A 12,960-nucleotide genomic window follows, 5' to 3' on the forward strand; every position below is an offset into this window, starting at 1 on the left:
AGCCGATTAAGGTTCGATTAAGTGGCCTACCTGTGAATCTTGAACAGGCGTGAAAAATTGTAGTAGTTAATGGCTTCGGAGTAAATCAGGTTGTTCTTGTTTGCCTCGCTATTGGTCGTTTGAATCAAATTGCTGCGCCTTGCGAGTTGTCGAATCGAGTACTTGTTGTTCTGGTATGGCTATTTAGTGGCGCGCTAGAACGGCAACAAATTCACTACTGGGCATCGGTCGGCCAAATAAATAACCCTGTAGGAAATCTACCCCTTGCGCGGTCAGATAGTCGCGCTGTTCGGTGGTTTCTATGCCTTCGGCGACTATACCCAGATCGAGTTTGGCCGAGAGTTGGATAATGCTGTCGAGTATATGCAGGGACAGGGCATCGGCCCCGATCATGGCCACGAAGCTTTGATCAATCTTCAAGTAGTCGACATTGAACTGACGCAGATAAGCCAGGCTGGAATGCCCGGTGCCAAAATCATCGATGGCGATCATCACCCCCAGTTCGTGCAAGGCAGCAAACAGTTGTTGGGTGATGGCCGTGGGTTTGATCAACTCGCGCTCGGTCAGCTCCAGCACCAGAATCACCTTGCCGGGCGCAAAGGCGGCGAGGAATTCTCGACAGTCGTCCAGTAACTGCAGATCGTGGCAGTGACTGGCGGTGATGTTGATGCCGATATGAAAGCCGTCGCTGAAATACCTGGCGTGGGGAGCCAGGGCTTGCCGGGTCTGCTGCATCAGCGAGCGGGTCATGGGCACGATCAGCCCGGAATGCTCGGCGAAGGGAATGAACAGGTCAGGACGCACCAGCCCCTCCTTGGGGTGTTGCCAGCGCATCAGCACTTCAATCCCGGCCCACTGCAGGTTGTCGCCGCGCACCACTGGCTGGAAATAGGCAATGAACTCCTGGGCGTCCAGCGCCCGGCGCAGCTCCTGGCTGGGGGAGGCGGAGCGCTTCTGCAGCCAGTGGGCAAGAACGCCGGTGGCGACGCCGAGGAATACCAGCAGGCTGAATAGCGCCGGGTACTGGCTTTTCATGTGGCGCCACACATCCCCTTCGGCAAAGCCGGCGCTGACGCTATAGGGATAGCGCGCCGAAGTCAGGTGCTGGCTGGCTACCGCCGCCTGGGGCGCAGCACCATCGTGGACCTGGCCATCGCTGGACAGCCAGTGCGCCCCCACCTGCAGTTGCAGGTCGGCAAAGCGGCTGATCAGGCGCAGGGCGTTGGTCAGGTGATAGCCGTCGATGGTGGCCAGGGCCGCGCGCTCACCCTCACTCCAGCGGTAGACCAGCAACGCGGTGTTGGGCGTGATGGGGTTGCCGTCCATCAGCCAGAGTCGGCCATCCACATAATCCCGGGGATCGAGGGGCACCGCATAACTGCCCAGCAACGAGCTGCAATAGTTGCTGTTGCGCCACACCAGATTGGTCGAGCGCACGAAGGGCCGTCGCGTGACCTGATCGCGCAGGGCCAGTTGCCGTGTGGCGTCGCAATCCTCGCCCACCCGGGGCAGCAGTGCCCTGGCGGCGATATCGGTGTTGTCCAGCATCAGGTCGAATTGGCGAATGGCCTCTTCGGCGGTTTCCAGGCTGCTGCGTTCCAGGGTTCGCTCGGCCTGGGCATAGAGGATGACGGCTCCCAGGGCAATTGGCAGGACAACTGCCAGCAAGGTCCAGAGGGTACGAGTAGAGCGTTTCAGCGGACCTTTGGCGGTCAAGGGCATGGATCGGACCTTCGGCAGAGGAGGGGGCATGAAAATCCGACCGTGGCCGTGGGCGCGACGGTCTTGGGGCGTATTTCGATCACCGCAGGATAGACGGCTTTGCCTGACCATACAGGCGCTGCGCGTGGCGAATGAAGGCCAGGGTCGCCGGTGACGACTGGCGCTGATCGAGCACGGCAATCCCCACCTGGCGCGGCACTGCTGGCGCTAGGGGCCGGCTGACATAGCGGGCATCGGTGGCCGAAGGCAGGGACAGTTCGGCCAGGATGCTCACGGCCTCGCCCCGAGCCACGGTTTCCAGGGTGCTGAGCAGCTGCGAGCTGCGGTAGCGGATGTTGGGGCGCAAGCCGGCACCGATGAACAGGCGTGACACCTGCTCCGCCGAACCGGCCTCGGTCAGCACGAACGGGTCGTGACACAGCTGATCCAGGCGCACCTGCTGCTCCCGGGCCAGGGCATGGGTCGCGGGAATCAGCGCCACCAGTTGGTCCTCCAGCAGGGGGAAAGTGTCGAAACGCTCCTCGGGCAGCACCACGAAGCCCAGATCGATCCGTCGTTCCTCCAGCCACTGCAGGACCTGGCGGTCCGGTCCCTCGTCAATATGCACCTCGATTCCGGGATACGCCTTGCGGTACTCCCCAAGGATATGCGGCAGCAGGCGCGTGGAGGAGGTGGGGCCGAACGAGCCGATGCGCAGGGTGCCGCGCTTCATGCCTCGGGCATCGGCGGCCTCCTGTTCCAGGGTCGCGGCCAGCCCCAGCATGGCCCGGGCCCGCAGCAGGAGCTGGCGTCCGATATCGGTGAGTTCGACCTGAGCCTGATGGCGACGGAACAGTTCCACCCCCAGTTCCTGCTCCAAGGACTTGATGGCGTGGGATACCGCCGACTGGCTGATACCCAGGCGCGTGGCGGCACTGGTGAAACCGGCAAGCTCGGCCACCCGGGAAAAGATTTCCAGTTGGGTTAGGGTCATGAGTAAAAGCTCATTTTACGATGATCGATCATTAGACAAAGAATAACCCGACGGCACAAATCCACCGACACAGAGCATCACGACCATGAGCGACAGCAGTATCAACGGCCCCTTGGCGGCCGACCACGGGGACCTGGCGGTCTATTGCAAACTGGCGGCGGTGAGCATGATCTGGGGCGGCACCTTCGTCGCCGGCCGCGATCTGGCTGGCGCGCTGTCACCCTTGCTGCTGGCCAGCCTGCGCTTCGCGCTCGCCAGCCTGGCCTTGCTCGGCTTCATGGCCGCGGCCGGCATTCCTCTGGTGCGTCCCGGCTTGCGCCAATTCGGCCATCTGGCCGTGCTGGGGTTTTGCGGAATCTTTTTCTACAACCTGTGCTTCTTTTTCGGCCTGCAACAGGTCAGCGCCTCCCGCGCCTCGTTGATCGTGGCGTTGAATCCGGCGGTGATCGCCCTCGGCGCCTGGGCCTTGTTCAAGGAGCGCCCGAGCCGGCGCCAATTGCTGGGCATCCTGCTGTGCCTGAGTGGCGCCGCGCTGGTGATCTGCAGCCGTGACCCTGCGGCCCTGACGTCCACGGCCGGGGGCTGGCAGGCAGACTTGCTGATCCTTGGCTGTGTCCTGGGCTGGGGCCTGTACTCGCTGTTGTCCCGGGACCTCAACCAGCGCCTGGGGCCCTTGCAGACCGTCACCTACTCGATCCTGCTGGGCACCCTGATGCTGTGCAGCGCGACCTGGCTGCGTGGCGAGTTCGACCTGCCGGCCATCGCCCGGCTGAGCCCGCTCCAGGGCCTGAGCCTTTTGTACCTGGGCGTGCTGGGCTCGGCGCTGGCCTACATCTGGTACTACGACGGGCTGCGGCGCATTGGCGCCACCCGTGCCGGGGTGTTCATCGCCCTCAACCCGCTGACCGCGGTGATACTCGGTGCGCTGCTGCTGGGCGAGTCGCTGACTCTGGTGATGGGGCTGGGCGGGGTGCTGATTCTGGGCGGCATCTACCAGTGCAACAAACCCCTTGCGGGCAGGGCAAAAAAGGCGATTTTATAGAGAATGCGGACAAAGGCTTTTACGCTGTGTAGAATCCGGTTACGCATACAATAATAAAGTCTTCTGGCAGCAGAAGCCTCGCCCCCCAGCCTGTAAGACAGGGTCGAAATGAAGATTCTCGGGTTTCAACTGATCTACGGTGACTTCCTTGCCCGCAGCGTGCGAGGCATCTCCTGCGCGCCACCGGCCTTCCTCAGCATTGCTAGCAACTAACGATCCGTTAATTCTAAAAATATGATGAGGCGCCAAAAATGGCAGATATCTTCGAAAACCCGATGGGCCTGATGGGCTTTGAATTCATCGAATTCGCATCGCCCACCCCCAACACCCTCGAACCGATCTTCGAGATCATGGGTTTCACCAAAGTCGCGACCCATCGTTCAAAAGACGTGCATCTGTATCGCCAGGGTGCGATCAACCTGATCCTCAACAACGAACCCCACAGCGTTGCCTCGTACTTCGCCGCCGAACACGGCCCGTCGGTGTGCGGCATGGCGTTCCGGGTCAAGGATTCGCAGAAGGCCTACAAGCGTGCCCTGGAACTGGGCGCCCAGCCGATCCACATTGAAACCGGTCCGATGGAACTGAACCTGCCGGCGATCAAGGGCATCGGCGGCGCGCCGCTGTACCTGATCGACCGTTTCGGCGAGGGCAGCTCGATCTATGACATCGACTTCGTGTTCCTCGAAGGCGTGGAGCGCAATCCGCAAGGCGCGGGCCTGAAGATCATCGATCACCTGACCCACAACGTGTACCGCGGACGCATGGCCTACTGGGCCGGTTTCTACGAGAAGCTGTTCAACTTCCGCGAGATCCGCTACTTCGACATCAAGGGCGAATACACCGGCCTGACCTCCAAGGCCATGACCGCTCCGGACGGCATGATCCGCATCCCGCTGAACGAGGAATCGTCCAAGGGCGCCGGGCAGATCGAAGAGTTCCTGATGCAGTTCAACGGCGAGGGCATCCAGCACGTGGCCTTCCTCACCGACGACCTGGTCAAGACCTGGGACGCGTTGAAGAAGATCGGCATGCGCTTCATGACCGCGCCACCGGACACCTACTACGAGATGCTCGAAGGCCGCCTGCCGAACCACGGCGAGCCGGTCAAGGAACTGCAAGCCCGGGGCATCCTGCTGGACGGTTCTTCGGAAGCCGGCGACAAGCGCCTGCTGCTGCAGATCTTCTCGGAAACCCTGATGGGGCCGGTGTTCTTCGAATTCATCCAGCGTAAAGGTGACGACGGTTTCGGTGAAGGCAACTTCAAGGCACTGTTCGAATCGATCGAACGCGACCAGGTGCGTCGCGGCGTACTGGCCACCGAGTAACCCTCGGCAGGCTTGAACCCAGAGCCCGATCAGGCCCCGCCTGATCGGGCTTTGTTTTGCCTGTCGGCTGGCGATAGTGAATGTGTTAATGTTCGCGCCTCTGTTTCCCAGCCCTCGATCGACGCCTTGATGAACACACCCAGACCTTCCCTGACCCTGACCCTGCTGCAGGCCCGTGAGGCCGCCATGGCGTTTTTCCGTCCCTCGCTGAACCAGCACGACCTGACCGAGCAGCAGTGGCGGGTGATCCGCATCCTGCGCCAGAACGGCGAGCTGGAGAGCCACCAGCTGGCGAAGATGGCCTGCATCCTGCCGCCGAGCATGACCGGGGTATTGACCCGCCTGGAGCGCGACCAGTACGTCAGCCGCCGCAAGTCCCCGGAAGACCAGCGCCGTCTGTTCATTACCCTGACCGACAAGGGCCAGGCCTGTTTCGAATCCATGAGCGGCGACATGGAAATCAACTACCAGAAAATCCAGCAGCAGTTTGGCGAAGACAAGATGCAGGCCTTGCTGGCCCTGCTCAATGAGCTCAAGCAGATCAAGCCCTGAGCCCCAACCACGGCCGCACCTGGCCCATCCGGGCCAATGCGGGCGCGTCCATCAGTTGCGACGTTGGCGCATCAGGTGCCTGACCCCTTCGAGCACCAGCACCAGCACCGCCAGCCAGACCGGTATGTAGGTCAGCCATTCCCCGGCCTTGATGCTTTCCCCCAGCAGCAGCGCGACCAACAGCAGCAACACCGGTTCCACATAACTGAGCAGGCCGAACAGGCTGAAGGCCAGCAAGCGACTGGCGATGACATAACACGCCAGCGCCGAGGCGCTGATCACCCCCAGCAGGGGAATCAGCAGGTACAGGCCAGGATGGCTGTGGACCACGGCAAATCCCTGTTCGCCGCCTTGTACGAACCACAGCGCCACTGGGATCAACAGCGCCATGTCCAGCCACAGGCCGCCCAGATGATCGGTGCCCAGGCGCCGACGCAGGACGAAATACACCGGGTAGCCCACGGCCACCACCAGGGTCGCCCAGGAAAAACTGCCCACTTGATACAGTTCGTTGAGCACCCCGAGGCAGGCCAGCAGCGTAGCGACTTTCTGCAAGCGCGACAGACGCTCGCCATACACGATGCGTCCGGTCAGGACCATGGTCAGCGGCAGCAGGAAATAGCCCAGGGACACATCCAGGCTGTAGCCGTTGAGCGGCGCCCACATGAACAGCCACAACTGTACTCCCACCAGGGCCGACGACAGCAGCAGCGCCAGGCTCAGCAGCGGTTTGCTGGCCACTTGTCGCAGCACTTGGCCGACCCGCGGCCACTCGCCACTGAGGATCATGAACAGGGTCATGCAGGGCAGGGTCAGCAGCATGCGCCAGCCGAAGATCTCCACCCCGGTCAGGGGCGCCAGCAGCGAGGTGTAGAAATACATGACGGCAAACAGCACCGACGCCAAAACCGATAACGCGATTCCTTTAGACACACTGTCCTCGTAATACCCGAACGCTCGGGACACACAGAAATAAGGGGGAGAAGCGAGGGGGAATATAGAGGGTCAGGCGCGAGTTTTTTGCTCTGATTGCGCCATCGTGGCGGGATTTTTTCTCGTCTATGGCCAACGCGCCGCACTGCCGGTCGAGCCCGAGGCCGGTGGCGCGCGCCTTTGCGCCGCCACCGGCAGGGTTCAGCCCAAGTGCGGAAAACGACCGGAGACGAAATGACCCACATCGTTGAAGCCCGGGGTCGAGGCGTGCCCCGGGGTCACCAGGGCGTCGATGAAGGCTTCATCCTCAGGGCTGATCCGCACCTCCAGGGCCCGGGTGTAAGCATCCCACTGGGCCTCGGTGCGCGGACCGACGATGGCCGAGCTCACCGCCTGATTGTTCAACACCCAGGCAATGGCGAACTCGACGATATCGACCCCGCGGCCCTGGGCGTAGGCCTGGATCTGCTGGGCGATGCGCAGGGATTCCACTCGCCACTCGGTTTCCAGGATGCGCTTGTCCTGACGTCCGGCGCGGCTGCCGCTGTCCGGCGCCACGTCCGGGGCGTACTTGCCGCTGAGTACGCCCCGTGCCAGCGGGCTGTAAGGCACCACGCCCAGGCCATAGGCCTTGGCGGCAGTGATCTGCTCGGCTTCGGCCTGACGATTGACGATGTTGTACAGCGGCTGGCTGATCACCGGGCGGTCCACCCCCAGCTGGTCGGCCAGGCGAATCGCCTCGGCGATCCGCCAGCCGCGGTAGTTGGACAGGCCCCAGTAGCGGATCTTGCCCTGGCGCAGCAGGTCGCCGATGGCCGAGATACTCACCTCCAGCGGGGTGTTGTGGTCCTCGCGGTGCAGGTAGTAGATGTCCAGGTAGTCGGTGCCCAGGCGGGTCAGGCTGGCCTCGATGCCGTTGAAGATGTGCTTGCGGCTCAGGCCGCTGCGGTTGGGCACCCCATCCGCCGGGCCGAACCCCACCTTGGAGGCCAGTACCCACTCATGGCGGTGGCGGGCAATGGCCTCGCCGACGATCTCCTCGGAGCGGCCCTGGGTGTAGACGTCGGCGGTGTCGATGAAATTGATCCCCTGGTCCCAGGCCTTGTCGATGATGCGCAACGAGTCTTCGGTACTGGTCTGCTCGCCGAACATCATGGTGCCCAGGGTCAGGCTGGAAACCTTGAGACCGGAATGGCCGAGGATGCGATAGCTCATGGGCGAAATCCTTGTGCTAGAGGGGTGGCCAGGGTATTTCCGGCCATCGGGGCGACCATCAGATACCACAACGGCGGGCTTGCGCAATGCCTGAATGGCGCCTCCTCGCCGGGGCCGGCTTTTCGGCGAAGAGGTCCGTGAGATCGCCTGCCAGGACATTGCGTAGGAGCCGGCTTGCCGGCGAAGCGCGCAGTTGCCAGCCGCCTCAGGAGCGATGCTGTTCAGGGGCACAGCGCCCGGCAGCGCTGCAACACAAAGCTGTGCAGCAGGCGCACCCGCTCCGACACTTGCAGGCGATGGGGGCACAGCAGATTGAACGGCGCCAGTTCCCCTTGCCAGTCGCCGAGCAGCGGCACCAGGCGCCCGGCGCGAATGTCCTCGGCCACATCCAGCCGGGCCTTGTAGACAATGCCGTGGCCGGCCAGGGCCCAGCGCCGGGCCACTTCGCCGTCGTCGCACAGGTAGTCGCCGCGCACCGACACCTCGCGGGTGTCGTCGCCACGGCTGAAGCGCCAGCTGTCATAGGGCCGGTCGTTGCGCAGGTAGAGCAGGGCGCTGTGCTGCGAGAGTTCCTCGGGCGCCTGCGGGGCGCCGCAACGGGCCAGATAGGCCGGGCTGGCGCAGGCCAGGCGGCGATGCTCGGGAAGAATCGGCAGGGCCACCAGGCTCGAATCCTCGGGCACGCCAAAGCGCAGGGCCACATCCACGGCCTCGCGGAACAGGTCGGCGCGGCGATCGTTGAGCCGCAGCTGCAGGCGCAGTTGCGGGTGCTCGGCCTTGAACTCATCGAGCCAGGGCAGCAGCGCATTGCGGCCGAAATCCGAGGGCGCCGACAGTTGCAACACCCCGGCCAGGCCCTGGCCCTGTTGCTTGAGGGCCTGCTCGCCGTCCTCCAGGGTGGCCAGGGCCAGGCGCACGCTGTCCAGGTAGCGCCGGCCTTCTTCGGTCAGGCGCATGCTGCGGGTTGAACGCGCCAGCAGGCGACTGCCGAGGCGGGTTTCCAGGCGTTTGAGGGCGATGCTGGCGGCGGCCGCGGTCAGGCCCAGGGAGCGGGCGGCGGCGGAAATGCTCCCGGAGTCCGCCGTGCGCACGAAGATTTCCAAGTCGAGGATCGAGCTCATTAGTAAAAATCCTTTAAAGATCTTTGCGTTTTAGCTGGATTTTTCTGCGATTGGCAAGCTGGGATGATGCAATCACTTTCAATAGCAACAGGTGATCGCAATGACTCTTTCCAACTCAAGCTTGGCCGGGCAGACCGTGGTAGTGATCGGCGCCGGCAGCGGCATTGGCGCCGCAGTGGCCCGCCGGGCCGCCGAACGTGGCGCCCGGGTGGTGCTGGCCGGGCGCAGCCTCGACGCCCTGCAAAAGCAGCAGGCGCAGTTGCCGGCGTCGGCCCGCAGCCTCGCCGTGGATATCACCGATGCCGCCAGCGTCCGCGATCTGTTCAGCAGCGTGGGGGCCTTCGACCATCTGGTGATCAGTGCCGGTCCGGCGATCGTCGCCAAGCCCCTGGCCGACACCGACCTGCTGGACGCCCAGCGGGCTTTCGAGGTGAAGTTCTGGGGCGTGTGGCGCGCGGTCCAGGCGGCGCTGCCGACGCTCGCGCCCCAAGGCAGCATCAGCCTCACCTCGGGCCTGTTGTCGCGCAAGATGGTCCCCGGGCAGGTGCTCAAGACCACCCTCAATGCCGCCCTCGAAGCCCTGGGCAAGCACCTGGCCAAGGAGCTGGCGCCACGTCGGGTGAATGTCATCAGCCCCGGGGTCACCGCCACCGAAGCCTATGCCGGGATGGCCGAGGAGGCTCGTCAGGCGATGTTCGCACGCACCGCCGCCAGCCTGCCGGTGGGCCGTGTCGGCCAGCCGGACGACATCGCCGCGGCCTTTATCCTGGCCATGGAAAACGGCTTTATCAGCGGCAGCCTGATCGACGTCGATGGCGGTGGCCTGCTGTGAACTGGCGCTTCGACCACCTGGCGTTCAACGTTGCCGAGGGCGAGGCGTTGCAGGCGGCGTTTGCCGACTTGCTGGGCCTGCAAAGGGGGCGGCGCCCGCCGTTTCCCTTTCCCGGGCGCTGGCTGTATCAGGACCGCCAGGCGCTGGTCCACGTCATCGAACAGGCCGACAGCCCCGAGCCGCAACTGAGCCACATCGCCTTCAGCACCCAGGAACCCGCCACCGCGGTGCTGCTGCGGGTGCAGGCCAGTGGCCTGGAGCATCAGGTGGCGCAAGTGCCGGAAGACGGCATCTGGCAGATCTTCGTCCGCCTGCCCGGCGGCCTGGTGCTGGAGCTGGATGCTCCGGCGGCGGGGGAGTTGGCCATCAGCCACGATTACACCCGGCACGCGGGTGCGCCGGACTGACGCCAGCAATGCAAAAAGCCCGTTCCAGCCTGGGCTCGAACGGGCTTTTGGCGTTGCCGCAGGCTCAGCGGTTGAGGGTGCGGGTCATGCGCAGCGCCAGCAGGCTACCGCCGACAATCACCGCCGCCAGCAGGTACAGCGCCGCGTCGGTGGAACCGGTGCTGTCCTTGACCCAGCCGACCAGGTAGGGGCTGAGAAAGCCGGCCATCTGCCCCATGGAGTTGATCAACGCCAGGCCTCCGGCCGCCGCGCCGGCACTGAGCAGGGCGGTGGGCACCGGCCAGAACATCGGCAGGCCGGTGAGGGCGCCCATGGTGGCGAGGGTCAGGCCGAAGATGGCCAGGGCTGGGTTGGCGGCGAAGTTCACCGCGATCAGCAGGCCTGCGGCGCCCATCAGCATCGGTACGACTAGGTGCCAGCGGCGCTCCTTGCGCAAGTCCGCCGAGCGCCCCACCAGCAGCATGAACAGCGCCGCCAGCAGGTAGGGAATGGCGCTCAGCCAGCCGATCACCAGATTGTCGGCAAAACCCAGGTTCTTGATGATCGACGGCAGCCAGAAGTTGATCGCGTAGACCCCGCTCTGGATGCAGAAGTAGATCAGGCCGAAGGCCCAGATCGCCGGGTTCTTGAACACCGCGGCCAGGGAGTCGCTGGCGGTTTTCGGCTGGTTGGCGGCGTCGCTGGCCTGGTCGGCGGCCAGCACTGCGCGTTCAGCGGGTGTCAGCCACTGGGCGTGGGCGAAGCTGTCGCTGAGCAGGAAAAACGCCAGGGCGCCCAGGACCACCGTGGGAATGCCCTGCAGCAGGAACATCCACTGCCAGCCGGCAAGACCGCCTTGCCCGGCGGCGAAATGGTTGAGGATCCAGCCGGAGAACGGACTGCCGAGCAAGCCGGACACCGGGATCGCCGACATGAACAGGGCCATGATCCGGCCCCGGCGGAAGGTCGGGAACCACTGCGAGAGGTACAACACCACCCCGGGGAAGAAGCCGGCTTCGGCGGCCCCGGTGAACAGGCGCAGGGTGTAGAACTGGGTCGGCGTGGTGACGAACAGCAGGCAGGTGGACAAGGTGCCCCAGGTGATCATCATCAGCGCGATCCAGCGCCGCGGGCCGAACCGGTTCAGCGCCAGGTTGCTCGGCACGCCGCACAGCACGTAGCCGATGAAGAAGATCCCGGCCCCCAGGCCGTAGACCGTTTCGCTGAATTTCAGGGCGTCGAGCATCTGCAGCTTGGCAAAGCCGACGTTGACCCGGTCGAGGTAGTTGAACAGGTAGCAGACGAAGATGAAGGGGATCAGGCGCAGGGTGATGCGCTTGTAGACGGCGTTCTTGTCGTCAGCCTGGGCCAGTGGGACAGCGGCGCTCTGTGACATGGTGTGTCTCTCTTTATTATGATTTTTCGCGGTGCAAGGGTAACGTTGACCGCCCCGAGAGTCTCGGTCACGCCAAGGTCGCTGTCTTTGTGCCGGCGCACAGCGATTGGCCACGGCCCCTGTGCCACTGAACAATGCCCAAGGATCTTTCCCCTATGTTCGAACTCGATCATGACCTGGCGCAGGACATCGTCGACCGCGCGATGGCCATCCTGCCCTACAACGTCAATGTCATGGACAGCCAGGGCCTGATCCTCGGCAGCGGCGAGCCGGAACGCATCAATACTCGGCATGAGGGCGCGCAACTGGTGCTGGCCAACGGCCGGGTGGTGGAGATCGACGAGCCTACCGCGCGCCAGCTCAAGGGCGTGCAACCGGGAATCAACCTGCCGCTGCTGCATGACCAGCGGCTGATCGGGGTGCTGGGCATCACTGGTGATCCGGCCTTGCTGCGTACCTACGCTGAACTGGTGCGCATGACCGCCGAGATGCTGGTGGGCCAGCGTCACCAGCAGGCCGAGCAGCAATGGCGGCGCCAGCGTTGCGACGACTTGCTGGCCCTGCTCCTGAGCGATGGCGGCGACTCGCCGCGGCTGGTGGACGAGGCCCGGCAGATGGGCCTCAAGCCGCAACTGGCGCGCACGCCTTACCTGTTCGAACTGGGCCTGGAGCAGGCCGCGGGGCAGGGCGTCGAAACCCTGAGCAGTTGGCTGATGAGCCGCTACCCGGACAGCTGGTGCGTCAGTTCGTCGAAGACCTCGCTGCTCTGGTGTCGCCCGGCGAGCCTCAGCCTGGACAACCCGCGGCTGCTGGAAAAACTCGACGCCCAGGGCTGGAACATCCTGCGGGTCGCCGTCGGCGGGCAGGCCGATGGCCTGGCTGGCCTGCGCCGCTGCTACCGTCGGGTCGGCGACCTGCTGGCCTACGGCCGCGACATCCTGCCGGACTCGCGGCTGCTGACCCTCAACCGCTACCGCCTGCCGGTGATGCTCTGGCGCCATCGCAACGACGATGCCCTGGACGAATTGCTGACGCCTTTGCGCAAGGTCCTGGCCAAGGACAGCAACGGCCAGCTGCTGGCGACCCTGCGCAGTTGGTGCGAGCACGACGGCCAGAGCCAGGCTTGCGCCGACGCCCTGGGTATCCATCGCAACAGCCTGCGCTACCGCATGGAGCGCATCGCCGAGCTTAGCGGCGTCGACCCCTTGCGCCTGGACGGCATGCTGGCGCTTTATCTGGGGGTGCAATTGCTGCCCCATAGCACGGCTCCACAGGACCCCCTGTAACCGCTACCGCGCCTGCGCGAGGCTGCGGCAATTTCCAGCCAAACCTGTATCGCCTTCAAGGCCCTCGCGCCCGTTCGCCGCCTGCGGCAGCGGTTGCAACGCTAGGCGAGGTTGCGTGGTTGTAGCAATGAACAATAAAGCGCCCTCGGACTTGTGCAGCGGCCCGGGGTCAGC

The 12,960-nt window shown here is 64.2% G+C and carries 12 protein-coding genes; 6 read left to right on the top strand and 6 right to left on the bottom strand.

Annotated features, from left to right (window positions below):
- Positions 1–183: 183 nt before the first annotated feature.
- A complete protein-coding gene (locus tag BLV47_RS13330; protein ID WP_092314224.1) occupies positions 184–1,722 on the bottom strand; it encodes an EAL domain-containing protein in 1,539 nt (512 codons plus the stop codon).
- Positions 1,723–1,801: 79 nt separating this feature from the next.
- On the bottom strand, positions 1,802–2,695 hold the full coding sequence (locus BLV47_RS13335) for a LysR family transcriptional regulator (protein WP_092314226.1): 894 nt from the start codon (positions 2,693–2,695) through the stop codon (positions 1,802–1,804).
- A gap of 85 nt (positions 2,696–2,780) precedes the next feature.
- On the opposite strand from BLV47_RS13335, the gene BLV47_RS13340 reads away from it, so the two are divergent.
- The 3 genes from BLV47_RS13340 to hpaR all read left to right on the top strand — a co-directional run bounded on the left by BLV47_RS13340 (position 2,781) and on the right by hpaR (position 5,617).
- Positions 2,781–3,737, top strand: a complete 957-nt coding sequence (locus BLV47_RS13340; protein WP_092314228.1) for a DMT family transporter — start codon at positions 2,781–2,783, stop codon at positions 3,735–3,737.
- Positions 3,738–3,988: 251 nt separating this feature from the next.
- On the top strand, positions 3,989–5,065 hold the full coding sequence (gene hppD / locus BLV47_RS13345; protein WP_092314230.1) for a 4-hydroxyphenylpyruvate dioxygenase: 1,077 nt from the start codon (positions 3,989–3,991) through the stop codon (positions 5,063–5,065).
- A gap of 129 nt (positions 5,066–5,194) precedes the next feature.
- Entirely contained in the window at positions 5,195–5,617 is a 423-nt protein-coding gene (hpaR, locus tag BLV47_RS13350) for a homoprotocatechuate degradation operon regulator HpaR (protein ID WP_011061668.1), read from the top strand.
- Positions 5,618–5,668: 51 nt separating this feature from the next.
- On the opposite strand, the gene rarD is transcribed toward hpaR, so the two are convergent.
- From rarD to BLV47_RS13365, 3 genes are all read right to left on the bottom strand, one after another.
- Positions 5,669–6,550: an EamA family transporter RarD gene (gene rarD, locus BLV47_RS13355; protein WP_092314232.1), complete on the bottom strand. Its 882-nt coding sequence runs from the start codon at positions 6,548–6,550 to the stop codon at positions 5,669–5,671.
- A 201-nt stretch (positions 6,551–6,751) separates the two neighbouring features.
- On the bottom strand, positions 6,752–7,765 hold the full coding sequence (locus BLV47_RS13360) for an aldo/keto reductase (RefSeq protein WP_092314234.1): 1,014 nt from the start codon (positions 7,763–7,765) through the stop codon (positions 6,752–6,754).
- A 221-nt stretch (positions 7,766–7,986) separates the two neighbouring features.
- Positions 7,987–8,886 carry a LysR family transcriptional regulator gene (locus BLV47_RS13365; RefSeq protein ID WP_092314236.1) on the bottom strand — a complete coding sequence of 300 codons (900 nt, stop codon included), beginning with the start codon at positions 8,884–8,886 and terminating at the stop codon, positions 7,987–7,989.
- 100 nt (positions 8,887–8,986) lie between these two features.
- Here BLV47_RS13365 and BLV47_RS13370 point away from each other — a divergent pair, with 100 nt between their 5' ends.
- Entirely contained in the window at positions 8,987–9,718 is a 732-nt protein-coding gene (locus BLV47_RS13370) for an SDR family oxidoreductase (protein WP_092314238.1), read from the top strand.
- Positions 9,715–10,125, top strand: coding sequence for a VOC family protein (locus tag BLV47_RS13375; RefSeq protein ID WP_092314240.1), 411 nt, complete (start codon positions 9,715–9,717; stop codon positions 10,123–10,125). The genes BLV47_RS13370 and BLV47_RS13375 overlap by 4 nt, the downstream gene beginning before the upstream one ends.
- 64 nt (positions 10,126–10,189) lie before the next feature.
- Here the strand turns inward: BLV47_RS13375 and BLV47_RS13380 are convergent, their stop codons facing one another.
- Positions 10,190–11,500 carry an MFS transporter gene (locus BLV47_RS13380; RefSeq protein ID WP_092314242.1) on the bottom strand — a complete coding sequence of 437 codons (1,311 nt, stop codon included), beginning with the start codon at positions 11,498–11,500 and terminating at the stop codon, positions 10,190–10,192.
- Positions 11,501–11,655: 155 nt separating this feature from the next.
- On the opposite strand from BLV47_RS13380, the gene BLV47_RS13385 reads away from it, so the two are divergent.
- Positions 11,656–12,786: a sugar diacid recognition domain-containing protein gene (locus BLV47_RS13385; RefSeq protein WP_092314244.1), complete on the top strand. Its 1,131-nt coding sequence runs from the start codon at positions 11,656–11,658 to the stop codon at positions 12,784–12,786.
- The last annotated feature ends 174 nt before the right edge of the window (positions 12,787–12,960 follow it).

The organism is Pseudomonas saponiphila (assembly GCF_900105185.1).
GTDB lineage: Bacteria > Pseudomonadota > Gammaproteobacteria > Pseudomonadales > Pseudomonadaceae > Aquipseudomonas > Aquipseudomonas saponiphila.